At 59.1% G+C, this 23,265-nt stretch carries 19 protein-coding genes and 1 riboswitch; of the genes, 6 read left to right on the forward strand and 13 right to left on the reverse strand.

Annotation, left to right across the window (positions count from 1 at the left end):
- Positions 1-169: 169 nt before the first annotated feature.
- The 4 genes from NOM06_RS12770 to NOM06_RS12785 form a co-directional block, all read right to left on the reverse strand.
- On the reverse strand, positions 170-790 hold the full coding sequence (locus tag NOM06_RS12770) for an AbiV family abortive infection protein (RefSeq protein WP_255911835.1): 621 nt from the start codon (positions 788-790) through the stop codon (positions 170-172).
- A gap of 228 nt (positions 791-1,018) precedes the next feature.
- Entirely contained in the window at positions 1,019-4,594 is a 3,576-nt protein-coding gene (nifJ, locus tag NOM06_RS12775) for a pyruvate:ferredoxin (flavodoxin) oxidoreductase (protein WP_255911837.1), read from the reverse strand.
- A complete protein-coding gene (locus tag NOM06_RS12780; RefSeq protein ID WP_255911839.1) occupies positions 4,591-6,237 on the reverse strand; it encodes an NAD(P)-binding protein in 1,647 nt (548 codons plus the stop codon). The genes nifJ and NOM06_RS12780 overlap by 4 nt, the downstream gene beginning before the upstream one ends.
- Before the next feature lie 176 nt (positions 6,238-6,413).
- Positions 6,414-7,166: an ABC transporter substrate-binding protein gene (locus tag NOM06_RS12785; RefSeq protein WP_120415265.1), complete on the reverse strand. Its 753-nt coding sequence runs from the start codon at positions 7,164-7,166 to the stop codon at positions 6,414-6,416.
- A gap of 77 nt (positions 7,167-7,243) precedes the next feature.
- Between NOM06_RS12785 and NOM06_RS12790 the strand changes: the two genes are divergently transcribed.
- Complete coding sequence (locus NOM06_RS12790) at positions 7,244-9,094, forward strand: MOSC N-terminal beta barrel domain-containing protein (RefSeq protein WP_255911842.1); 1,851 nt, start codon at positions 7,244-7,246, stop codon at positions 9,092-9,094.
- Positions 9,095-9,379: 285 nt separating this feature from the next.
- On the opposite strand, the gene NOM06_RS12795 is transcribed toward NOM06_RS12790, so the two are convergent.
- From NOM06_RS12795 to NOM06_RS12810, 4 genes are all read right to left on the reverse strand, one after another.
- Positions 9,380-10,795 (reverse strand): DASS family sodium-coupled anion symporter, encoded by a 1,416-nt coding sequence (locus tag NOM06_RS12795; RefSeq protein ID WP_255911844.1) that lies wholly within the window; start codon positions 10,793-10,795, stop codon positions 9,380-9,382.
- 245 nt (positions 10,796-11,040) lie between these two features.
- Complete coding sequence (locus NOM06_RS12800) at positions 11,041-11,766, reverse strand: MaoC family dehydratase (protein WP_019445964.1); 726 nt, start codon at positions 11,764-11,766, stop codon at positions 11,041-11,043.
- A 245-nt stretch (positions 11,767-12,011) separates the two neighbouring features.
- Positions 12,012-12,983 carry a 23S rRNA (adenine(1618)-N(6))-methyltransferase RlmF gene (gene rlmF, locus NOM06_RS12805; RefSeq protein WP_255911846.1) on the reverse strand — a complete coding sequence of 324 codons (972 nt, stop codon included), beginning with the start codon at positions 12,981-12,983 and terminating at the stop codon, positions 12,012-12,014.
- 148 nt (positions 12,984-13,131) lie between these two features.
- Positions 13,132-13,620, reverse strand: coding sequence for a C40 family peptidase (locus NOM06_RS12810; protein ID WP_005334331.1), 489 nt, complete (start codon positions 13,618-13,620; stop codon positions 13,132-13,134).
- A 275-nt stretch (positions 13,621-13,895) separates the two neighbouring features.
- Here NOM06_RS12810 and NOM06_RS12815 point away from each other — a divergent pair, with 275 nt between their 5' ends.
- Together NOM06_RS12815 and NOM06_RS12820 are read left to right on the forward strand one after the other, a co-directional pair.
- Entirely contained in the window at positions 13,896-14,618 is a 723-nt protein-coding gene (locus tag NOM06_RS12815; RefSeq protein ID WP_255911848.1) for a 4'-phosphopantetheinyl transferase superfamily protein, read from the forward strand.
- Positions 14,615-15,463, forward strand: a complete 849-nt coding sequence (locus NOM06_RS12820) for a tetratricopeptide repeat protein (protein ID WP_255911850.1) — start codon at positions 14,615-14,617, stop codon at positions 15,461-15,463. The genes NOM06_RS12815 and NOM06_RS12820 overlap by 4 nt, the downstream gene beginning before the upstream one ends.
- Positions 15,464-15,634: 171 nt before the next feature.
- On the opposite strand, the gene NOM06_RS12825 is transcribed toward NOM06_RS12820, so the two are convergent.
- Both NOM06_RS12825 and ribB read right to left on the reverse strand, forming a co-directional pair.
- Positions 15,635-15,877, reverse strand: coding sequence for an Lpp/OprI family alanine-zipper lipoprotein (locus tag NOM06_RS12825; protein WP_005334342.1), 243 nt, complete (start codon positions 15,875-15,877; stop codon positions 15,635-15,637).
- 225 nt (positions 15,878-16,102) lie between these two features.
- Positions 16,103-16,756 carry a 3,4-dihydroxy-2-butanone-4-phosphate synthase gene (ribB, locus tag NOM06_RS12830; protein ID WP_193859982.1) on the reverse strand — a complete coding sequence of 218 codons (654 nt, stop codon included), beginning with the start codon at positions 16,754-16,756 and terminating at the stop codon, positions 16,103-16,105.
- 104 nt (positions 16,757-16,860) lie between these two features.
- A riboswitch (FMN riboswitch) is annotated at positions 16,861-17,017 on the reverse strand.
- A gap of 259 nt (positions 17,018-17,276) precedes the next feature.
- On the opposite strand from ribB, the gene purU reads away from it, so the two are divergent.
- A complete protein-coding gene (gene purU / locus NOM06_RS12835; RefSeq protein WP_042084048.1) occupies positions 17,277-18,113 on the forward strand; it encodes a formyltetrahydrofolate deformylase in 837 nt (278 codons plus the stop codon).
- 79 nt (positions 18,114-18,192) lie between these two features.
- On the opposite strand, the gene NOM06_RS12840 is transcribed toward purU, so the two are convergent.
- Both NOM06_RS12840 and cls read right to left on the reverse strand, forming a co-directional pair.
- Entirely contained in the window at positions 18,193-19,455 is a 1,263-nt protein-coding gene (locus NOM06_RS12840; RefSeq protein ID WP_255911851.1) for a DUF945 family protein, read from the reverse strand.
- Positions 19,456-19,562: 107 nt separating this feature from the next.
- Complete coding sequence (gene cls / locus NOM06_RS12845) at positions 19,563-21,044, reverse strand: cardiolipin synthase (protein ID WP_005361740.1); 1,482 nt, start codon at positions 21,042-21,044, stop codon at positions 19,563-19,565.
- Positions 21,045-21,141: 97 nt separating this feature from the next.
- Between cls and NOM06_RS12850 the strand changes: the two genes are divergently transcribed.
- The gene (locus NOM06_RS12850) at positions 21,142-21,684 is read left to right on the forward strand and encodes a DUF1439 domain-containing protein (RefSeq protein ID WP_255911852.1); all 543 of its coding nucleotides are present in this window, start codon (positions 21,142-21,144) and stop codon (positions 21,682-21,684) included.
- A gap of 5 nt (positions 21,685-21,689) precedes the next feature.
- Here NOM06_RS12850 and NOM06_RS12855 read toward each other — a convergent pair whose 3' ends face one another.
- Positions 21,690-22,130 (reverse strand): GNAT family N-acetyltransferase, encoded by a 441-nt coding sequence (locus NOM06_RS12855; RefSeq protein ID WP_041980377.1) that lies wholly within the window; start codon positions 22,128-22,130, stop codon positions 21,690-21,692.
- Between the two features lie 328 nt (positions 22,131-22,458).
- On the opposite strand from NOM06_RS12855, the gene NOM06_RS12860 reads away from it, so the two are divergent.
- Positions 22,459-23,208: a lytic transglycosylase domain-containing protein gene (locus tag NOM06_RS12860; protein WP_370688921.1), complete on the forward strand. Its 750-nt coding sequence runs from the start codon at positions 22,459-22,461 to the stop codon at positions 23,206-23,208.
- Positions 23,209-23,265 lie beyond the last annotated feature (57 nt).

Consider the following 23,265-nt stretch of genomic DNA (forward strand, 5'->3'; position numbering starts at 1 on the left):
AAGGAAGTGCGCACTAAAGTAGCGTAAACAAGACACCGGTTTGAGGCCGGTGTCAGGTGATAACTAGATCTGTACAGGTGGTATTTCATCATTGTTCTGAAATCATTTTTTCTAACGTCACTTGCCTTGCCCACTGCTGATCTTAGGAGAAAGTCGTAGACATTATTGGTCAGCTACTTTTCAATCTACTCTCTACTTCAGCATATAAAATATTTATAGTGTCACAAACTTCCGAAGCTTTATCTGTCATTCCAAAAAACTCATCGTGAAATATTTCCATGGCGATCAGAAGATGTTCTGCCGATAAAGTAAGACCTATTTCCTCAGATGGAATATGTAACCCTTCTTTACTACGGGAAAAGTATAAACTTTTCTCACGAAGCTTTGAGTACTCTCCAGTTTCATATTTTTCAAAAAATTCCTTGGCGCGTTCATCGCCTATGCTTTTCGAAATCCGCTTGCCAATAAGATAGATCGGGTCAATAGCAATCTTGTGCTTCTTACCATGATTAAAAAGTGGATCTTTATTGCGTTTAACCAAAGGCTTTTCTTGCTCTCCCCAAGACCTCATGTGGCCTGATTTTATTTTCGCTATTTCTTCGAATACTGTGATGGATAGAAATACACTCGAAGAGAAGTGATCTCCCATAAACAGTAGGAACGCTGCGTTGATCAACTTGCTAACATGGCAGATAGCTGAATTATATTCTTCCTTATCTAACAGCCCAATATACTCATCAGATACAACCTCCGATGCTGCATATTCAAAATGAAATCCTTTACTGTCCATTTAAACTTCCAATCTCGATATCTAAATATGATTATCATATATCCTGCCGACATTAACAAAATATATCAAGAGCATAACTATGCCATACTCAGAAATGACAATGAAATTATTAAAGATAATGCTGTTTTGTAGTCACCTAGTTAAAATCTATAACCTTTGAAACTACATATCCTTCCTATGTAAAAAGCGGGCCAATGGCCCGCTTGGTTATATTTCACTCACCCATTCTCACACCGGCGGATGGAAATGGCTGGCTTCGCGGGTGGCCATCTCCTCGTAGGTGGCCCACTTCTGCCACGCCACTTTTTGCGCCACCTGCATCAGCCGTTCGGCCTCCTCCGGATGGCTCTGGGCCAGCACCCGATAACGGGTCTCCTCCTGCCGATATTCAGCAAGGGGAATGGAGGGGCGCAGGCTGTCGAGACTAAAGGGGTTCTGCCCCGATCTGCGCAATACCGGGTTGTAGCGCATCAGCGGCCAGTGACCGGAAGCCACGGCCCGTTTTTGCTGGGTCAGGCCAAACTCCATATCGATGCCGTGGGCGATACAGTGGCTGTAGGCGATGATCAGCGACGGGCCCGGATAGGCCTCAGCCTCACGCAAAGCCTGCAGCGCCTGCTGCGGGTTGGCCCCGAAGGCGATACGGGCAACATAGACGTTGCCGTAGGAGATGGCCTGCAACGCTACATCCTTCTTCGCCAGCGTCTTGCCTCCCGCCGCGAACTTGGCGACGGCGCCGAGCGGGGTCGATTTCGACATCTGGCCGCCGGTGTTGGAGTAGACCTCGGTATCCATCACCAGCACGTTCACATCGCGCCCGGAGGCGAGCACATGGTCGAGCCCCGATGAGCCGATGTCATAAGCCCAGCCATCGCCGCCGATGATCCAGACCGAACGGCGCACCAGCTGATCGATAAGCGACAGCAGCTCGCGTGCCTTGCCGGATTTCACCTCTTCCAGCCGCTCCCGCACTTGCGCGACCCGGGTACGCTGGGCACGGATCTCCGACTCCAGCCGCTGCGGAGCGTTGATAAGCGACTCGACCAATGCCTCACCCAGTTCCCCCTTCATCGCTTCGAGGGCCGCCACCGCCTGCCCGTGATGCTGATCGGCGGTGAGACGAAAACCAAAGCCAAACTCGGCGTTGTCCTCGAACAGGGAGTTCGACCAGGCAGGCCCCTTCCCTTCGCCGTTCTTGGCCCACGGGGTAGTCGGCAGATTGCCGCCGTAGATGGAGGAGCAACCGGTGGCGTTGGCCACCAGCATGCGATCGCCAAACAGCTGGGTCAGCAGCTTGAGATACGGGGTCTCGCCACAGCCAGCGCAGGCGCCGGAGAACTCGAACAGGGGTTCGAGGAACTGGGCACCGCGCACCGTGGAGAAATCCACCCGCTCGCGGGCAGGCCAGGGCAGGCTCTCGAACCAGCGCAGCGCCTGTTTCTGGCCAGCCAGATGGGGCGCCTTGTCCATCATGGCGATAGCGCGCTCACCCTCATGCTCCTCATCCGCCCCGGCCCGCACCGGACAGGCCTGCACGCACTGGCCGCAGCCGGTACAATCCTCCGGATAGAGCTGCAAGGTGTAGCGGCTGTCGGGGAAGCCCTTGGCGGTGACGGGCACCGACTGCGCTGCCTCGGGGGCGGTTGCCAGCCAGTCCTGATGGTAGAACTTGGCCCGCAGCGCCGCGTGGGGGCAGACAAAGACGCAGTTGCCGCACTGGATGCAGATATCCGAATGCCAGATCGGGATCTCGCGGGCGATATCCCGCTTCTCGAAGCGGCTGGTGGCGGTGGGGTAAGTGCCATCCACCGGCAGCATGGAGACGGGGATCAGATCGCCGCGCCCCGCCAGCATCTCGCCAGTGACCCGCTGGACAAACTCGCTGCCGCCGGGAGCCAATGGCAGCGGATAGTCGCTGATCTGCTCCTCACCGGCCGGGATCGCCACCTTGCTCAAGTGAGCAAGGGTATCGTCCACCGCGGCGAAGTTGCGCGCCACCACCTCGGGCCCCTTGCGGGCATAGCTCTTCTCGATGCTCTCCTTGATCAGCGCAATCGCCTCATCCCGCGGCAAGATGCCAGCCAGCGCGAAGAAACAGGTCTGCATGATGGTGTTGATGCGATTGCCCATGCCGTTGCGCTCGGCCACCCGATCCCCATCGATGCAGTAGAGACGGATATCGAGGGCGCGGATGCGGGCGCGCAGCCGCTCGGGCAGCTCGGCCCAGACCTGGTCAGGCTCATAGGGAGCATTGAGCAGCAGGGTCGCCCCTTCGGCGGCGTGCTCCAGCAGATCCACCGATTCGACAAAACCCCACTGGTGGCAACCGATAAAGCTCGCCTGCTCGATAAGCCAGGGGGCGTCGATGGGCTCGGGGCCAAAGCGCAGGTGGGAGACGGTGCGCGAGCCCGACTTCTTGGAGTCGTAGACGAAGTAGCCCTGGGCGTGGAACCCCTCCAGCTCGCCGATGATCTTGATGCTGTTCTTGTTGGCGCCGACTGTGCCGTCGGCACCGAGGCCGAAGAAGAGCGCCCGTACCCGACTGGCGGGCTCCAGATCGCCGATGGGGTGCCAGGCCAGACTGAGGCCCGACACATCGTCCACTATCCCCACGGTAAAGCGTGGGCGCGGCGCATCGGAGGCCAGCTCCTCAAACACCGCCGCGCACATGGCGGGGGTGAACTCTTTGGAAGAGAGGCCATAGCGACCGCCGCTGAGCCAGGGTAGCCGCTTGATAAGGCCGCGCTGCAAGCCATCGATCAGGGCGCTCTGCACATCCAGCAGCAACGGCTCGCCGCCCGCCCCCGGCTCCTTGGTACGATCCAGCACCGCCATGCGCCGCACGCTCTCGGGCAACGCATCCAGCAGCGCCTGTACCGGGAAGGGGCGATAGAGGCGCACAACCAAGACCCCTGTCTTGCGATCCTGTTGGTTGAGCCAATCCACGGTGGTGCGGGCGGTAGCCGCCCCCGAGCCCATCAGCACGATGACGTCGGTGGCATCAGGCGCGCCGTGATACTCCACCAGCCGATAGTGGCGGCCAGTCAGCTCGCCGAGATTGTCCATGCACTGCTGCACCCGCGCCGGTACCGCTTCGTAGAAGGGGTTGACGCTCTCGCGGGACTGGAAATAGGTATCCGGGTTCTGGGCGGTGCCGCGCATCACCGGATGATCCGGGTTCAGCGCCCGCGCACGGTGAGCGCGCACCCAGTCGTTGTCGATAAGGGCGCGAATTTCATCCCGATGCAGGGCGGTGATCTTGTTCACCTCGTGGGAGGTGCGAAAGCCGTCGAAGAAGTGGATAAAGGGCACCCGGCACTGCAGGGTGACGCTGTGGGCAACCAAGGCCAAGTCCTGCGCCTCCTGCACCGAGCCGGAGGCAAGCATGGCAAAGCCGGTGCTGCGCGCCGCCATCACATCCTGATGGTCGCCAAAAATCGACAGCCCCTGCGCCGCGAGCGAACGGGCCGCCACATGGAACACCGCCGAGGTCAATTCACCGGCGATCTTGTACATGTTGGGCAGCATCAGCATCAGCCCCTGACTGGCGGTGAAGGTGGTGGCGAGCGCCCCCGCCTGCAGGGCGCCGTGTACCGTGCCGGCAGCCCCCCCTTCACTCTGCATCTCTACCACGGTGGGGATGTTGCCCCAGAGGTTGGTCTGTCCCTCCGCCGCCCAGGCATCGGCCAGTTCGGCCATGGTCGAGCTCGGGGTGATGGGATAGATGGCACACACTTCACTCAGCTGGTACGCCACCCGGGCCGCGGCTTCGTTGCCGTCGACCATGATCAGTTCATGTTTCATTGGGACTCCTCCGGTTGGCGCAGCTCGATGGCGTGACAAGGGCACTGGTCATGACAGGCACCGCAGCCGGTGCAGCGCTCGGCATCCACCTGATACCCCTTGCCCGGCCCCAGCTTGGCGATGGCCTGCTCGGGGCAGCTGCCATAGCAGCCGTCACACTCGAAGCAGTTGCCGCAGGAGTAACAGCGCGCCGCCTCGTAACGGGCGGCCACCTCATCCAGCCCGCCGATGATCTCGCCAAAGTCATCTCGCGCCCATGCCGGTTTGACCGGCTGACTGCTGGCGGGCGCGTGGGTCTGGAACCAGAGTTGCAACTGCTCCGGCCCCACCAGCGGGTAGGAGAGCGGTTTGTGGTAGTGGCGACCGCGCAGCCAGGCATCCATATGGCGCGCCGCCTTCTTGCCATGGCCGGTGGCGATGGTGACGGTGCGCTCGGATGGCACCATGTCGCCGCCGGCAAACAGACCCGGCACATCCGTCATCAGGTTACCCGCTACCTGCACCACTCCCTCCTTGTTGACCCGCACGCCGGGAATGCTCTCCAGCACCGAGAGATCGACCTCCTGACCGAGCGCCAGAATAAGGGAGTCCGCTTCAAGGGTTTCAAACTTGCCGGTGGGCACCGGCTTGCCCTCGGCATCCAGCGCCATCACCTCCACCTCGATATTGGTGTTGTCGAGCTGGCGGATGCTGCGCAGCCAGTTGATCTTGATACCCTCCTCCTCGGCCTCATCGGCTTCAAAGGCGTGGGCAGGCATATGATCCCGGTCACGACGGTAGATGATCATTGCCTCTTCAACGCCCAAACGGCGGGCGGTACGGGCCGCATCCATGGCGGTATTGCCACCCCCATAAATCGCTACCCGCCGTCCCAGTTTAGGGGGCGGCAAGCCCTGTTCTTCGGCCAGGCTAGCCTGTTCGAGGAAACTCACCGCATCGAGGATCTTGCCCGCTTCCCGGGCCGGAATATCGACCCGCTTGGCCAGATGGGCGCCGATGGCCATAAAGACGGCGTCAAAGCCCCCCTCGTCGCGCTCGCGCAGCACATCCTCCACCTTGTGGTTGAGGGTCAGGGTCACTCCAGCCGCCACGATACGGGCTACCTCCCGATCCAGCACATCGCGGGGCAGACGGTAAGCGGGAATACCGAAACGCAGCATGCCGCCAGCAAGCGGCCCCGCTTCGCGGATCTCCACCTGATGGCCGAGCCGGTTGAGGTGCCAGGCGCAGGAGAGACCGGAGGGGCCAGCGCCAATGACCAGCACCTTCTTGCCGCTGGCAGGGGCAGGTGGCGCAGGCTGCCAACCACGGGCCAGCGCCTCGTCGCCGAGGAAGCGCTCGATGGCGCGGATGGAGACGGATTCATCCACCTGACCGCGGTTGCAGGCGCTCTCGCAGGGGTGATAGCAGACCCGACCATGAATGGCGGGCAAGGGGTTCTCTGCGATCAGGGTCTGCCAGGCCGCCTCAAAACGGCCGGCCTGCGCTAAAGAGAGCCAGGCCTGGATATTTTCTCCGGCCGGGCAGGCGTGATTGCAGGGTGGCAGGGCCGGCCGCCAGACGGGTAGCCGGGTACGCACCGGGCCTGTTCCCGTTTTCAGGGAGAGATCCGGCAATGGGGTCATGTCCAGTTGTTTGCTCATACATTGCTTTCTTCTTTTTGTGTGACAGGCCCCACCCGATGGCGCTTGATACCGTGTAGCCGAGGCGGACGGTGGCCGGATGGGGAAGAAGCGAAAGCGTTAGAAACTGGGAACTGAGTCGATAATGGCCGCTTTTTTGTACTGATTAGCGAATCAGGATCAAAAAATGTTGCACTTTATGGTTCATAGAGACCAGAACGTGACTCAAGTAACATCTTCTCCAGCTGACCGCTGGCTTTCAGTTTGGCGAGCCCCCGATTGAAGGTTTTGATCAGCTCGTCAGCGTTGGCGCGCTTGCGGCTGATCAACAGGTGACCTTCAACTTTCATCACGGGTTTTGAATGAGTTGCAAAGAGATCGACCGTGCTGGCCGGGTAGAACTGACGCAGGGAGTAGTAGCCGACATCTATGTTCTCCAGGGTCAGGTCGGCGCGGCCGGAGAGCAGCAGATCGAAGCTCTGGCGCAGTCGGGTGACGAACTGCACCTGCAGCGGCACCTGCGCGATGGCTGCAAAAAAATCTGCATTGTAGGTATAGCCACTGACCGCAGCCAGCTTGCGATCCGCCAGATCCTGATAGCTGCGCCATTCCAGCGGATCGGACTTGAGATAGAACCAGACGTAGGTTTCGCTCAGGATGGGATCGCTGTAGAGATGGGTTTTGCGCCGCTCGCTCGACTCATACCAGTGGACAGTGCCATCCACCACCCCCTCCTCCGACAAGCGAAAGGCTCGCTTCCAGGGCAGAAACTGGAACTTGACGCTCACCCCTTCACTCTTGAATGCCTCGCTCACCACATGGGGGATCAGCCCCTGATATTTGAGCGTCTCGGAGCAGTAAGGGGGATACTCTCCCGTGGTCAGGGTCAGCTCCTGTGCCCAGAGCCCGTGGCAAAAAAGGCTCCCCGCCAGCAACCAGCTTATTTTCATCCCGATGCCCTCTTGTTCTGTTTTCCCAACTATAGACCGCCCCCTTGAAAGGATTGCCGGATCGCCGGGGAACCGTTATGTTCCCCTTTTTCCAGGCGATCGCGCCGCGTCACAAGGATATGAAGATGCCCAGGCTAGACAGCATTCACCTCTACCCCATCAAATCGACTGCAGGTATGCCGCTGGCTCGCGCCCGGGTAACCGAAGAGGGACTGGCAGGGGATCGCCGCTACATGGTGGTCAAACCGGACGGCACCTTTATCACCGCCCGAACCCATCCCCAACTGCAACAGGTCGTGGCTACCCCCATCGAAGGTGGCTTGCAACTGCGCTATCCGGGCTTTGAACCGCTCACCCTGCAAGAGGCCGACTTCAGCCGCGCCCCGCAAGCTACCGGAGTCTGGAGCGACCGCTTCACCGCCCTGCACACCGACCCCAAAGCCGATGGATGGCTAAGCCGGGTGGCAGGGGAAACGGTGCAGCTGCTCTGGTTGGGTGAAACCTCTGATCGCTTTCGCGAGAAGACCGGCACCCGGGTCAGCTTTGCCGACGGTTATCCGCTGCTGCTGATAAGCCAGGCTTCCCTTGAGGATCTCAATCTGCGCTCCGATGCGCTGCACCAGATGAGCCAGTTCCGTACCAATCTGGTGGCAAGCAATACCCAGCCCTTCGAGGAGGACAGCTGGGTGCGTATCCGCATCGGCGAAGTGGAATTCAAGGTGGTCAAGCCCTGCAGCCGCTGCATCATGACCACGGTGGAAGCGGGCACCGATCGTTTCAACGCCCTGAAAGAGCCGCTGGCGACCCTCACCCGCTACCGCCGTGGCGAGGATGGCGAGGTCTACTTCGGCCAGAATCTGGTGGCGCTGAACGAGGGATGGATTGAGGCAGGCAGCGAGATCGAGGTGCTGGAGCGCACCCGTCCGGTGGTCTATCCCGCCGCCGCGCCGAAGAAGCGGGAGCTGGTCTGCGTGGCCCGCGAACCGCTGGCGCGGGATCTGGAGACCTTCTGGTTCGAAGCCGCCGATGGCGAGCCCCTGCCCGACTACCTGCCGGGCCAGCATCTGCCCATCAGTGTCGATATCAAAAATGAACGGATCCTGCGGCGCTATACCCTGAGCTCTACGCCGGATCAACCGGAGCGTTACAGCATCAGCGTCAAAAAGGTGGAGGGTGGCCGCATCTCCCACTGGCTGCACCAGCAGTTGCAGGTGGGTGATCGGCTGCTGGCCGCCAACCCCGCTGGCGATTTTCACCTGGGCCGCGAGCGCAACCTCCTGTTGCTCTCCGCAGGCTCCGGCGTCACCCCCATGCTGGCGATAGCCCGCACCCTGGCGCTACGCGGGGAGCTGGAAGAGGTTCACTTTATGCACCTGTGCCGCAGTGAAGCGGACATTCCCGCCGCCAGCGAACTGTACGCCATGGCGCAGCAGGGGATGACCCTCACCATTATCCTGAGCCAGCCGGACAATCACTGGCAGGGGCTGCAAGGGCGACTCAATGATGAGCATCTGCGACTGGTCAAAGGGTTGGCCGAAAAAGAGGTCTTTATCTGCGGCCCCCACGGTTTTATGGCCGATGCTGCCGCCAAAGTTGCGGCCCTCGACGTTCCGGCCGCACGGATCAAACAGGAGAGTTTTGGCGGCGCCATTCTCTCGGTGGCCCGCCCCCATCAGGCGGTACAACTGCGTATCGGCGCCCAAGCCTTTACCGGCAACAATCAGGGCACTGTGCTGGATCAGGCCAACAAGCAAGGCGTAGAGCTGCCCTGGAGCTGCCGCGCCGGGATCTGCGGCAGTTGCAAACAGACGCTGATCTCGGGCGAGGTAGATCACCCGGATGCCCCCGCCATCACCGCCGCCGAGCGGGCAGAGGGCAAGATCCTTGCCTGCTGCGCCGTGCCGCTCACCGACCTTGAAATCCTATGATCGGGTGATCGGGCCGCATTAACTCACGCCCCCCCAGATGACCGGGGAATGGTCTTACATGCCATCAATCAGGATTACGCCTGATTGCACTTCGACTTAGAACAGCATTTCTGTCAGCCGAGATGCACAAATAAAAATCCGAAGCCATTTCAACCGGCTTCGGATTTTTTCACATTGGGGAATTAGAGCATGACCAATGCACGGTTAGGCGCTCGACGAGTTCTTCCCTCTATTGGCTCGGCAAACGGACACCTCTCCACGGATAGTGATGGCTCCCCGTCACGCTCAGATCAATCCCCAGGCGGCAATCTGGTAGATCCATACCATCGCCAACAGGGTGCCGACCAACCCCATGATGACGCCGATGCGCACCATCTGGTGACTATCCACCAGACCGGTGGCGTGGGCCAGCGCATTGGGCGGGGTACTGATGGGCAGCGACATCCCAAGCGAAACCGAAATGGTAACCGCCAGGATCAGGGTGTGACTGCCGCCCCACTCGGCCAGCTCCGGCATGCTGACCGCCAGTGCCGCCACCAGTGGCAGCAACAGATTGGCGGTTGCGGTGTTGGACATGAAGTTGGCCATCACCACCGCCAGCAGACAGGCACCAATCAGCACCGCCAGCGTGGAGTATTCGTGGAACGGAATGTGGGTGATGAGCCGCTCGGCCAACCCGGAGTCCTCCAGCGCCAGCCCCAGCGCGATACCGCCCGAGACCAGCCAGAGCACATCAAGGGAGATCTTGTGCAGATCGTCCTTGGTGATGATGCCGGTGGTCAGGAACACTGCCACCGGGATCATGGCGACCACGTAGGAACTCATGCCATGCAGATCCCCCAGCAGCCAGAGCACTATGGTGGTGATAAAGGTGAGGTAGACCACCCAGGCGCGGGGGGTCTGCATAAAGCGCCCCTCAATCTTGAGATCCATCCGCTTGAGGGTGCTCGGGAAGAAGCGCCCCAGCAGAAACCAGCCAAGCAGCAACAGCAATACCACAAAGGGCACCGCAAATCCCATCCACTGACCGAACGAGATGGCATGCTCGCCGGTCAGGTATTTGAGGGCCACTGCGTTGGGCGGAGTGCCGATGGGAGTGCCGATCCCGCCGAGGTTGGCCGCCAGCGGAATGGCCAGCACAAAGCCGATTTTGGCCGGGTCCTTGTCGGGGAACGCCGCCAGCACCGGGGTAAGGATGGCCAGCATCATGGCGGTGGTGGCGGTATTGCTCATAAACATGGAGAAGGTGGCGGTGATCAACATCAGCCCCAGCATGACGATCCGGGGATCCTGACCGAACGGGCGCAGCAACACCCGCGCCAGATTGACGTCCAGACGGTACTTGGTCGCCGCAATGGCGAGGAAAAAACCGCCGAGAAACAGCATGATAACCGGTGAGGCAAAGGTCGCCATCACCTCGGTGGACTTGAGCAGCTCACCAAACCCCGGTTCAGCCTTGTCGGCAGTCATGAACCAGAGCCCCTTGTCGGAGAGCAGCAGCAGCTCCAGCACGATGATCAGCACCGAGGTAGCAAAGATAGGGATGGGCTCCAGGATCCAGCAGAGGGCGGCCAGCACGAAAATGGCCACGACCCGCTGCTCGATGACGGTGATCCCCTCCAGCGGGATCCAATGGGTCGGGATCAGCAGGATGGCGAGGCTCAGCAGCAGTGGCAGAATAATCTTGTTATTGATGGGCACTATTGTCTCCAGGATCGGGAGTAAGAAGCCAATAGTGGCATAACATGCTATCGCCTCACGCGGCCAACTCGCCATAATGAGAGCTGGCTAACTGCACGGCGCACCGTTTTGTGAGTCATATCAAGCTGGGGTCGGCGCGCTATGGCTGACGCCTCACCCCTTGCAACAAACAGGCAAAAAAACGGGCCCGCTGTTCGTTGCACACGACAGCGGGCCCGTTTCACCATTCATGCCGATGAGGGGGCTCAGAAGTAGATGCGGGTCACCGACTCGATGACGCAACCCGGGCGGCGGATCCCTTCGATCTCGACCTTGATCTCTTTGAGCAACTCCAGTCCACCCTTGATGGGGGTGACCCGGGCCAGCTTGGTGCGGGCGCGGATATTGCTGTCCACCTTGATGGGGTACGGGAAACGTACCTGATCCAGCCCGAAGTTCACCACCATGCGGGCGGTCGGGAACTCGGGGGTGGCCTCATCGACCGAGCCGGTCAACTGCGGCAGCAGCGCCAGGGTCAGGAATCCGTGGGCGATGGTGGTCTTGAAAGGCGACTCGGCGGCCGCACGCTCCGGATCGGTGTGGATCCACTGGTGATCCCCGGTCACTGCAGCAAACTGATCGATCATCTGCTGGCTGACGTGCAGCCACTCGCCGACATGGGTCTCTTCACCAATGCGAGCCTGCAGGGCGGCATAGAGCTCGGCCGCCTCGGCCCCCAGCTCAACAGCGGGTTCCTGAGCCACGGCAGGCTGACCGTTGGCTACTTGTGCCACGGTTGCAGCATCCTGTTGCTGCTCGCTCTGGGACTCGGCTTGCAAGTCCAGCACACGCCCCAGCAAAGGGTGAAGATGTGCCTTTTGCTGAAACTCACGCCAGTAGTCGCGGATCGCCGGAGAGAGCCAATCCTTGAGCTCAAAGGGGTGCTGCGCCAGAATTTCGCGCTTGCGCTTCAGAAAATCGACAACTTTCATCTACCGATCCCTATTTGATTCAATGCCTGTAAAGAGGTCTAACCAGTCCTATTTTATTAAAGTTTCAGCTGTAAGTGCAAAAAAATCTCGGCGTACACCTGTACCAAGGCGGAAGTAACTACTTAGACCATGTAAACCAGCACGATCTGCCAATGAGGAAATCGATTGCCAAAGATGCCGCCAGCAGGGGAAATTCGCGGGACTCATCATGAAAAAAGGCCCTCATCGGGCCTTGTGGTGGGGACTCAGCGCGCGCTCGACCAGCCGCGACGCAATCCCTCTTCATCCAGGAAGGACCAGGCGAGGATCCGGCTCACCTTGTTGCCCTGCGACATGTCGATCACCCGAACCTGACGGGCTCCCACACGGCTCAACGCCTTTTTCGCCCCCGGCAGATTCTCTTTTTTCGACACCAGCGAGCTGAACCAGAGACACTGAGTGGCAAACTCCTTGCTCTGGGCAATCATGTTGGCCAGAAACGCCGCCTCGCCCCCTTCGCACCAGAGCTCGGCCTTCTGGCCGCCGAAGTTGAGCACAGGAGCGCCTGTCACCTCCTTGCCCAGATTGCGCAGCTTGCGCTCCGTCCCCTTGCTTGCCTCCTCCAGCGACGCATGGAACGGCGGATTGCACAGCGTCAGAGCGAAGCGCTCCTTTGGCCCTATGATGCCGCGAAACACATGGTTGGGGTTACCCTGCAAACGACACTCAATCTGGTTGCCGAGTCCGTTGCTCTTGGCCAGCAAGGTGGCCGCCTTGACCGAGACCGGATCGATATCCGATCCCACAAAACGCCAGCCATATTCGCGGGCACCCAGCAGCGGATAGATGCAATTTGCCCCTACCCCGATATCCAGCACTCTCACCCCCTTGCCGGTAGGGAGCTGGCCTGCGCTCTCGGCCAGCAGGTCGGCCGCCCAGTGCAGGTAGTCCACCCGTCCCGGGATAGGCGGGCAGAGGTAACCGGCAGGCAAGTCCCAGTGGGCAATCCCGTAGTGATGGGCCAGCAGGGCGCGATTGAGGGTCTTCACTGCATCGGGATTGGCAAAATCTATGGTGCGGGTGCCGTAGTCATTGATAAATACGTGGGCAGCCAACTCGGGAGTTCGCAGGCAGAGCGCCTCAAAGTCGTAACCCGCCTGATGGCGATTACGGGAGTGAAGTCCGGATTTGCGGTCGCCCGACTTGGGGCCACCGGCTGATGAGATGCGGGGTTTCATGCTGAGCCTGCCGAAGAAAACGGGCCCACACTATAGTGATTTGACTCGGGAAAGTCTAAACGACGGCAATAAAAAACCGGGCTATCGAGCCCGGTTCAAGTGAGGTTGGAAAAACAGTCCGTACTACGAGCCGTTTGTCCAGCCTGACTCAGATATCGATCCGGCGAGCTTGCCAGAACTTGTTGCGCCAATATTGGCTATCCAACTTGGAACGCGTCACACCGGCTCGAGTCGAGGCGTGGATGAATTCACCATTGCCGACATAGATGCCAACGTGGTTGAGACGACGATTGATTTTGAAGAAGACCAGGTCACCCTCGACCAGATCCTGCTTGGAAACGCGCGTCCCTTCGTGGACTTGGGAGCGGGTATCGCGGGGCAATTCGATACCGACGGCATTGCGGAACACTTCACGGGCAAAGGCGGAACAGTCGATACCGCGCTGGCTGCTGCCACCCATCCGGTACGGAACACCACGCCACTCTTTATATACAGTCAGGATTTCATTCACATCGGGTGTCTGGGAAGCTTCCGGTTCGATGACAGGTTCAACCATGGAAACTTCGATCTTGCTCGCGACCTCGGGTTGGGGTGCCGAGGCACAACCCACCATTCCGAGCGCGACCAGCAGTAGCATCAGGTGGCGCAATCCTTTATCCCCGCTAAATAGTAAATCTTGTTAAAATACGGCCCCAAAGGGCAATTTATAAGGCAACAGCACCCGACTATATCCAAGAATTCTATCGAGGCAAGTGAAAATCCCTATCAAGCTCACATTTTTGCAAGGAAATGCACGATTTTTCATAATTAATGTGATCATGCCCAAACAATATACAATCGCAAAAAGAGCCTTGGGCCTCATAGATAACTGGCTTTTATCCCTGCTTCAGTACCTTTTTAAAGTGAAAAATCATGATCGAAACCGATCTTTTTTTGTTAAAACCGGCCAGGGTATGCCAGGAACTGCTTGCTCAATTGCCTGAATGGCTGTCAACCGATGAGCAACATATCTGGCAAGCCATGACCCATCCTGAACGGCGTCAGGAATATCTGGTGAGCCGCGCCCTGCTACGCCAGCTATTGGCTGAGCGGCTGCAACAACCTGCCGCCAGTCTGCAATTTTGCAACGGCCCCCACGGCAAGCCCCGACTGCATGATGATGCTTGGCAGTTCAATCTGAGCCACAGTGGCAGCTGGCTGGTGCTGGCGCTCTGCCCACAGGGGCCGCTTGGGGTGGATATCGAACTGGGCAAACGGCGGCATCACCCCCTCCCCCTGGCCCGCCGGTTTTATGCACCGAGTGAATATGAGTGGCTCTGCGCACTGCCTGCCCAAGAGCAGGAGAGTGCCTTCTACCGGCTCTGGTCGCGCAAGGAGGCGGTACTGAAAGCCCACGGTGGCGGCATTGCGGCGGGACTGGAGAAGGTGCGGTTTCTCCCGGAGGAAGGATGGCGACTCGACAACCGGCTCGATGACACTGCTTATCAGGTACAGGATTGGCCCTTTGCCAGCGGCTGGCTCAGTCTCGCGGCGACGGCAGCCCCCGTGAGCTTTTACCGGCTGGATGAGCGCTTGAATTGCCACTCGCTTAACCCCATGTTACTCAACACCCTTTCTGAAGAGTCCAACTCATGATCGTCGACATTACTCCCCAGAATTTTCACGCTGAACTTATCGATGCGTCCATGAAGAAGCCGGTCGTCATCTATTTCCATGCTCCGCAGATGCCGGAGTGTCAGGGGATGACACCGCTGATCGAATCACTGGTTGGGCCCGCCAATGAGCAGGTCACCCTGGCCAAGGTGGATATGAACGATCCCCAGCTGCAACCGCTGGCCAGCCAGCTCGGCCTGCGCGCCCTGCCAGCACTGGTGCTATTCCATCAGGGTCGCCCTGACGAACAGGGGATCATCGAAGGGCCGCAGGATGAAGCCACCCTGCGCCAGTATTTCGCCGCCTTCGCCCCCAAAGAAGAGGAAGAGTTGCTGGCCAAGGGGCAACAAGCACTGGCTGACGAGCAGCCCAGCATCGCCTATGCCCATCTGACCAAGGCACACCAGCTGGCTCCTGAACGTCACGACATCAGCCTGTGGCTCATTCAAGCTGCGCTCGACCTCAACCTGCTGGATGAAGCGCAGGAACGCCTCGGCACCATCCCGATGGTGGCGCAGGATGGTCACTTCCATACCCTGAGCTCGCGGCTGGCGCTGGCCCTGCAAGCGGCAGACAGCCCGGAGCTGCGCGCGCTGGAAGCCCGCCACGCAGAACAGCCTGATGATTTTGCCCTGACTCAGGAGCTGGCGGTGCAATACAACCAGGCTGGTCGTCAGGAAGAGGCGTTGGGACTGCTGCTGGCGATCCTCAAACGGGATTTGGCATTCGGCGATGCCAGAAAGACCTATCTCGATATTCTGGCGACCATGGGCAGCACACCGGCAGCGCAGAGCTACCGTCGCAAACTCTATAGTCTGCTCTACTGATCAGATACTGACTGGCTGGTAATGATGGGGGAGTGCCGGGAGACCGGCATGACCTCATGGGTCAAGTACGAAGAAGGTACTGTGGGAATAAGGTGCTGTGGGAATAGTGGAGAAACGGTGAATTTCAGGCAAAAAAAAATGGCGCAAAACTGCGCCATTTTTTCGCATGGATTACTTCTTGTAGGAAGTAGCCATGTTGTCGATGCGCTGGTTAGCACGCATAGCTTCTTGCTTGGCTTCGGCAACATCAGCAGCGATTTTGGACTGATCAGCACGAACTGCGCTAACATCTTGAGCCAGTTGGTCAACTTTGTTAGACAGATTCTGAACGGAAGTTTCCAGTTCGCTGGTGTTTGCACAACCGCCCAGCAGAGCGGACAGACCAACAACACCTACCAACAACAATTTTTTCATTTTTAAAGCTCCCTTGAACTCGCCAGACGTTTAGCAAGCGGCGTGATTATGGCACAAAAAAATCCTACTTTGCATAGTCCCCACCACAGATAAATGCATTAAAACCCTCATTTTTTTTTGAATGAACAGTTTTTGTCCAGATTCGTCTAAAAAATGAGTGCCGTGTGGTGGGGGCACGGACAAAGGTTAACCAAATTTTTGCCTTATTACAATTTCGTATGAGGCTCAGGCTGTACGTTCTGACAACAATTGACGATATTGCACCAGATCCTCGATGGTCAGCACTGGCATACGGTGCTTGCGACCGAACGCAACAAGGTCTGGCAGACGCGCCATCGAGCCATCTTCTTTGGTCAATTCACACAACACTCCAAATGGTTTGAGGCCAGCCAGCTGCATCAGATCGACCGTGGCTTCGGTATGACCACGGCGGGTAAGCACCCCACCGGTTCGCGCACGCAACGGGAAAACATGACCCGGGCGGTGCAGATCGCCCGGTTTGGCGCCATCAGCGATAGCTGCACGGATGGTGGTGATGCGATCAGCCGCCGAGACACCGGTCGTGACACCCTGCGCCGCTTCGATGGTCACGGTAAAAGCGGTCTGGTAGTGGCTGGAGTTGGCCTCCACCATCATTGGCAGTTCCAGCTGGCGAACCCGCTCATCGGGCAGGCAGAGACAGACGATGCCGGAGCACTCGCGGATCATCAGCGCCATCTGTTCATTGGTCATGGATTCGGCGGCGAAAATGAGGTCGCCCTCGTTCTCCCGATCTTCATCATCGGCCACCAGCACGCCGCCTCCGGCACGCAAGGCAGACAGGGCCGCTTCGACACGGGCAACGGGATCACCGAATTCACTGAGTAGAGACTGATTCATGGTAAAACTCCTAAACAAGACAAGGACCAGAATCAGGGCATGGAAAGGCAGACAGAGACGGGCATGCTGCGGCCAGCCCACAAGGGCCAACACGGCAAGGTCTGTCTTATCCTCTTTCATCCGGACTATGACCGTCGGCTCCGGCATCTCACCGGATCTGCTGACCCCGACCCGGCAATCAGCCAAGTCGGGCGCTCGCGGGCTCCCCGAGTCAATCGGGATACCGCCGGTGGGGAATTGCACCCCGCCCTGAGAATAAGCGCAGACAGCCTAAAGAAAAACGGTTGCAGATACCAGCCAAAATCCCCCGCAGGCTGAAAAGCGTTTCAACATTGCGCCCGGGATCCCGCTCTGCGGCCCGCTCGCCAGCACGAGAGGCCATGACTGGCGAATTTCTTTATGGCTCGGATCGGTTTATGGCATAGTTCCCGAAACAAAAAAACAGGGCCCGAAAAGAGAGCCTGAACAACGCTGCCGGCGCAGACAGCAGCGCCAACACCACAAACGGAAAATGACAGAGATGGAAAAGAAAATACTGCTCACGGATTGCCCGGATGCCAAAGGGCTCATCGCCAAGATCACCAACATCTGCTACAAGCACCAGCTCAACATCATCAAGAACGATGAGTTTGTGGATCACGAGAATGGCCGCTTCTTCATGCGTACCGAGCTGGAGGGGCGCTTCAACGACGAGACCCTGCTGGCCGACCTCGATGATGCCCTGCCCACCGGTGCCCAACGCCGTCTGGTCAAGGCGGGCAAGAAGCGCATCGTCATCCTGGTGACCAAAGAGACCCACTGCCTCGGCGATATTCTGATGAAGAACTACGCGGGCGCGCTGGATATGGATATCGTCGCGGTGATCGGCAACTACGATACCCTGGCCGAACTCACCGGCAAGTTCGATATTCCGTTCCACACCGTCAGTCACGAGGATCTGAGCCGGACCGAACATGAAGAGCAGGTTCGCACCATCATCGACAGCTATGAGCCTGACTATGTGATCCTGGCCAAGTACATGCGGGTGCTGACCCCGAGCTTCGTCGAGGCCTATCCGCGCAAGATCCTCAACATCCACCACTCCTTCCTGCCCGCCTTCATCGGTGCCCGCCCCTACCGACAGGCGTTTGATCGCGGCGTCAAGCTGATCGGCGCCACCGCCCACTTCGTGACCGACGATCTGGATGAAGGCCCCATCGTCGAGCAGGACGTGATCCACGTCGGTCACGCCTTCAGTGCTGACGACATGGCCAAGGCGGGCCGGGATGTGGAGAAATCGGTGCTGAGCCGCGCGCTGGAGCTGGTACTGAACGAGCGGGTGTTCGTCTACGGCAACAAGACCGTAGTCTTCAAGTAATCCGCCCACACGGCACGTATGCAAACACCAGAAACAACAACGGCTCCCGCGGGAGCCGTTGTTGTTTCTGTGCCGAGTGTCAGAGCGGCAGACCGTTTACCGTCACCGCGCCCTTCTCCAGCTTCAGTTCGGAGGTCAGCGCTTGCTTGTCGGCCTTCAGATAACCCATCAGGGTCAGCTGATCGAGCATGGGGGCCAGTTGCGGCACCACCTTGCCCAGCTTGTCGCTGAGGCTGGCATGCAGCACGCCGGAGAGGGCCTGCATTCCCGCGTCGCTGTTGAACAGCTGCTCCAGCGAGGTGGAGGCCAGCTTCACGTCCCCCTTCATGGTCACCGCCTCACCGTTGAGCTTGGCGCTGAGATCGGCCAGTTCAAGAGTCGCGCCACGTTTGAGCATCTTGTCCAGCGCCTGCTGGATGGCGGCATCTTCAACCCCCTTGCCACCGGCGGCCTGCAGCCCCTGATACCCTTCCAGATCCAGACCGTTGAGGTTGAGCGCCAACTTGCTGTCGGTCACCGCCAGGGTGTCGGTCTCGTTCTCCAGATCCAGCTTGGCAATTTTCATCTGATAGCTGCTGGAGAGGGTCTGGGCATCATCACCGGTCAGCTGAGTCTCGGTAGTCATCCCCTGCAGGGCGACCTTGACGCTGTCAGGCAGTTGTACCGTGAGGGCCGAGAGGGTCATCTCGCTCTGGGGCGAGAGGAGCACACCGCTGATCTCGGCAATGTCGCCACTCCCTTTGAGATCGGCCAGCACCAAGTCCATCTTGCTCTGCTCTTCATGGACCGTCATTCCCTGCCAGGTCATGGTGAGGTGACCATTCCCCTCCAGATTGCCGTGGAACTCACCGCTCAGGGGCAGGAAGCTGAACTCATCCAGCCCCTGTTTGATCTTGAATTCATTGGCCCAGAAACGGCTGCTGTTACCCTGGGTCCAGAGACTGGTGACCGACTCCAGACCGAGTTCCCACTGCTCCATACCCAGTGCGGTAAAGACCGGTGCCAGAGTGCCATTATGGGTATCGAGCAGGAAGTGGCTCTTGATGTAGAGCGGCAGGATCTGGCTCTTGACCACCAGTTGCAACTCGATGGGCTGACTGCCCTCCAGCTCGCTGTCGATGGCAGCCAGCTCCTCCGGCGTCACCACGACCTTCAGGATCCCGTCACGGGTGAAGAGGTTGCTGCTACCCGGCTGCCACTGCATGTCGAGCCCGCTCTCTTTCTCCACCTTGGCGATCTGCTCCGCCATGATGTTGTCGAAGCTGTTGCCCGTGTACCAGCACGCAGCCAGACCACCACCTACCAGTGCCGCACCCACGGCGAGGGCCACTATCTTTTTCATATATCCATGTGTCTCCAGGGAGTTGTCACTGCACTCTACGGGGCGGACTCGGGGCTAGGCAAGTCCAATCAGATGGCGAGTCCCCTTTCTTGCGGCTCGCCACAACATCACAGCAAGGGGCTGAAGAGATAGAAGATGTTCTCCATCGCCTTCTTGTACCAGGGGCGGGCCTGCCATTGGGCCAGGGTCATCGGGGTGGCTTCCGCCATATAGCCCTGTACCAGCCGGGTCATCTGGGCCACGAACGAGGGGTTATCCACCAACAGGGTCACCTCGAAATTTAGCCAGAGGCTGCGCCGATCCAGATTGACCGTCCCCACCAGCGCGAAGTCATCATCCACCAGCACGCTCTTGGTATGGAGCAGACCGGCATCGTAGCGGTAGATCTCCACCCCGGCCGCCAGCAGCTCCTCCATAAAGGCGTTGCAGGCGTAATTGGCCATGATGGAGTCGTTGCGTGCCGGCAACACCAGCTGCACCTGCACCCCGCGCGCCGCTGCCGAACTGAGTGCGGCCGCCAGCGGATCGTCGGGTACAAAGTAAGGGGTCGTCAGCACCAGATGGCTGCGTGCCTGATAGATGGCCAGCAGCAGGCTCTGCTGGATGCAGTCGCCGCCGACGAAGGGGCCGGACGGGATCAGCTGGGCACGGTAGTTGGTCTGGGGCCAGGCCTCCGGCTCATGCTGCAAACTGTCGAGCAGCCGCTCGCCGGTCTCCATCTCCCAGTCCCAGACGAAGATCGACCACATCAGCGGCACCATGGGCCCCTGCACCCGGATCATGATGTCGACCCACTGGCCAACCCCTGCATCCTGCTTGAAGAAACGGGGATCCACCATGTTCATGGAGCCGGTGTAACCCACCCTGTCATCGATCACCACCAGCTTGCGGTGCATCCGCAGATCCTGACGCTGGAACAGAATGCGCCAGGCGCCGACCGGCAGCACCTCCACCAGCTTGACCCCCGCCTTGCGCAGCTTTTTGGGCCAGTGGGAGCGGAAGAACTGCTTGCTGCCCACCGAATCGAGCAGCAAGCGACAATCCACGCCGCGTTGCGCCACTTCAATCAGCGCCTCGCACACCTCGTCGGCATCGCCGCCCGGATGCCAGATATAGAATTCCAGATAGCAGGAGAGCGTCGAGCGACGGATATCCTGGGCAATCTCGCGCAAGATCCAGTCCGGCTTGTTGAGCAAGGTCATGCGGTTGCCAGAGAGCATCGGCATGGCGAGCCGTCCCTGGATGAGATCGTGCAGCGGCTGTGCCTTGGCGCCCACTTCGCAGCAGTGCTGCGGGAACAGACGGGCCAGTTGGCGGATCCAGATGGCGTAAGGGCGATACATGGCCTGGGCGCGCTCAGCACGACGGCGCCCCAGCTTTATTTCACCAAACAGCACATAGAAACCCACCCCGGCAAACGGAATGGCATAGATCAGCGCCAGCCAGGCCAGCGACACCCCGATGGGACGGCGTTTCATCACCACCCGAAACGACACACCGGTGACAATCACGGTATGAAAAAGCAGTAGCAGCCAACCCAGAAAACGGGAAAACAGCAGTTGAAGATCGTGTTCCAAACCGTTAAACAACGGGGACTCCTTCTAATCGACAAACAGCACGGTGGGCAGACCCCAACCGGCCGGGATGGTATGCTGTAAGGCAAATCCATTCTATCAGGTCGCACGCATGATCCTGCAATCTATGCTGCTCAGCTTGGCCATGCTAGGCCAAGGCTCATATGACATCAATGAGCAACAGATAAACCAGTACCTGCAATCTCAGGTGCAAGTCGACAAACAGCTGGAGCTGCCGGGCATCATCAAGGCCCATGTGACGCTTGAGCAGAGCGACGTCCAGATCGGTCGCCAACGCCCCGATACTGCCCGGGTCTATGGCAAGGGCAAGCTCAAAATCGCCCTGCCAGACAATACCGAATATGACGCCCGCCTGCAGATGACCTATGAGGCGAGACCCCGCTATGACAAGAGCCAGAGCGCGCTGTTTCTCGATAACATGAAGCTGGTGGAGTACAAGCTGGAGCCGGAGGCGGCCGAGAAGAAGTTCGGGCTGATGCTCAACATGCTGCTGCAGAGCATGGAGAAGCGACTCGAGACCAAGCCGGTCTACAAACTCAACGACAAGGATTCGGATCAGGCGTGGCTGAAGGAGAATCTGCTGGGGCTGGAGATGTCACCGGGCAAGATCCACCTGCTGACCAAACCCCGCTAAACCGCTCAATTCAGGAGGGGCTGGGTGGTATCCCGTACCAGCAGCTCCACCTGATAACCCTGCTGCTGCTGCCGTTCGTAGAGGGAGAAAAGCGACCCGCTCAATTGATTGAGGGGCATATCGGCAAACCCGGCCTTGAGATAGAAAGGCTTCTCGAAGGGCAGCGCCTGACAGACCACAGGTTTGTCCAACAGACCGTGACAGGCGTGCTGCAGCAGCCGTGACCCCAATCCCAGCGACTGGTAGTGGGGCAACAGGCGAAAGCCGCACAGATGGTAAAACTCCTCCTCGTCCCGCAACCGTACCGCCCCCACCAGCCAGTGAGCATCACGCACGACAAAGATCCGCTCGGCCAGATCCGGCACATAGTGGGAAAACGTCGTCTCGTAATAGTCCCTGATAAGGGAGAGGTCGGCGTCGCAGTACTCTTCGAAAGTGAGTTCCATCGCCAGCTTGCTTGTCACAGACAAATCCTTTGATAATCAGTTATTAGTGCCAGATACGGTGCGCTAATCCGACCACATGACGCCAGCACGATAGCATGCCTTTCGTCAACAAAAAAGCGGACGTCATGGGCAGCTTGCTTACCCGGTGGAAGAGGCCATGACCCACCGCCTGACTGCCAAAACCGTGCTTTATGATGACAATCCTTTATTGCGGCGGATACTTTGATCCCGGTCACCGAATCGGATCATTTGCCCCCTGTTGGCCGCTTGTTCTGCCCTCGTCATGATGCTTTACTCAACATGGTCATCACAAGAAGGAGTATTAGGGTTGAAAGCATGGATGCTGGCAGGCCATATGTTGTTGATCCCCCTGAGCGGATGGAGCCAGACTCCCCCCCCCGCGGAGGTGATCTTCCTGACCGCCGCTCCCTCCCCCTTGCGTCCGAGCAAAGATGCCACTCCCGCCTCACAACCCGACACCGCTCAAACAGCGGCAGTCGCCACCAACGGCAAGAAGCAGATCCAGGTCTATAAATCGGTGCAACAGAACGGGGTGGTTCGCTACTCCGATATGGCACCCGAAGAGGGCCATTACGAGCTGCTGCTGTTCAACGACTGCTTCGCCTGCGACCCCAAATCCAGCGTCAACTGGCAGACCACAGGGCTGTTTCTCTATGACTATGCCAGCACCATCAAGGCGGCTGCCAAAACCTATCAGGTTGAGCCTGCGCTAATCCGGGCGCTGATCCATGCGGAATCCGCTTTCAATCCGCTTGCGGTCTCCCGCAAGGGGGCGATGGGGCTGACCCAGCTGATGCCCGCCACGGCGCGGGAGTTGGGGGTCGGCAATGCCTTGCTGGCGGAGCAGAATATCTTCGGCGGGGTGAAATACCTGGCGGGACTGCTCAAGCAGTATGACGGCAACGTGGCGCTGGCGACCGCGGCCTACAACGCCGGCGCGGGCGCCGTACAAAAACATGGCGGCATCCCGCCCTATGCGGAAACCCGTGCCTATGTGGAGCGCGTCCAGCTCCTCCACCTGCGCTACAAAGAGATGCTGCAGGCCAAAGGGCTCTGAGGTTAGCCTCAGTTAATGCTCTTTTCTCGCCCCTCCAGAAACAAAAAACACGCCCGC

The sequence above is a fragment of the Aeromonas sp. JL9 genome, from assembly GCF_024436075.1.
GTDB lineage: Bacteria > Pseudomonadota > Gammaproteobacteria > Enterobacterales > Aeromonadaceae > Aeromonas > Aeromonas veronii.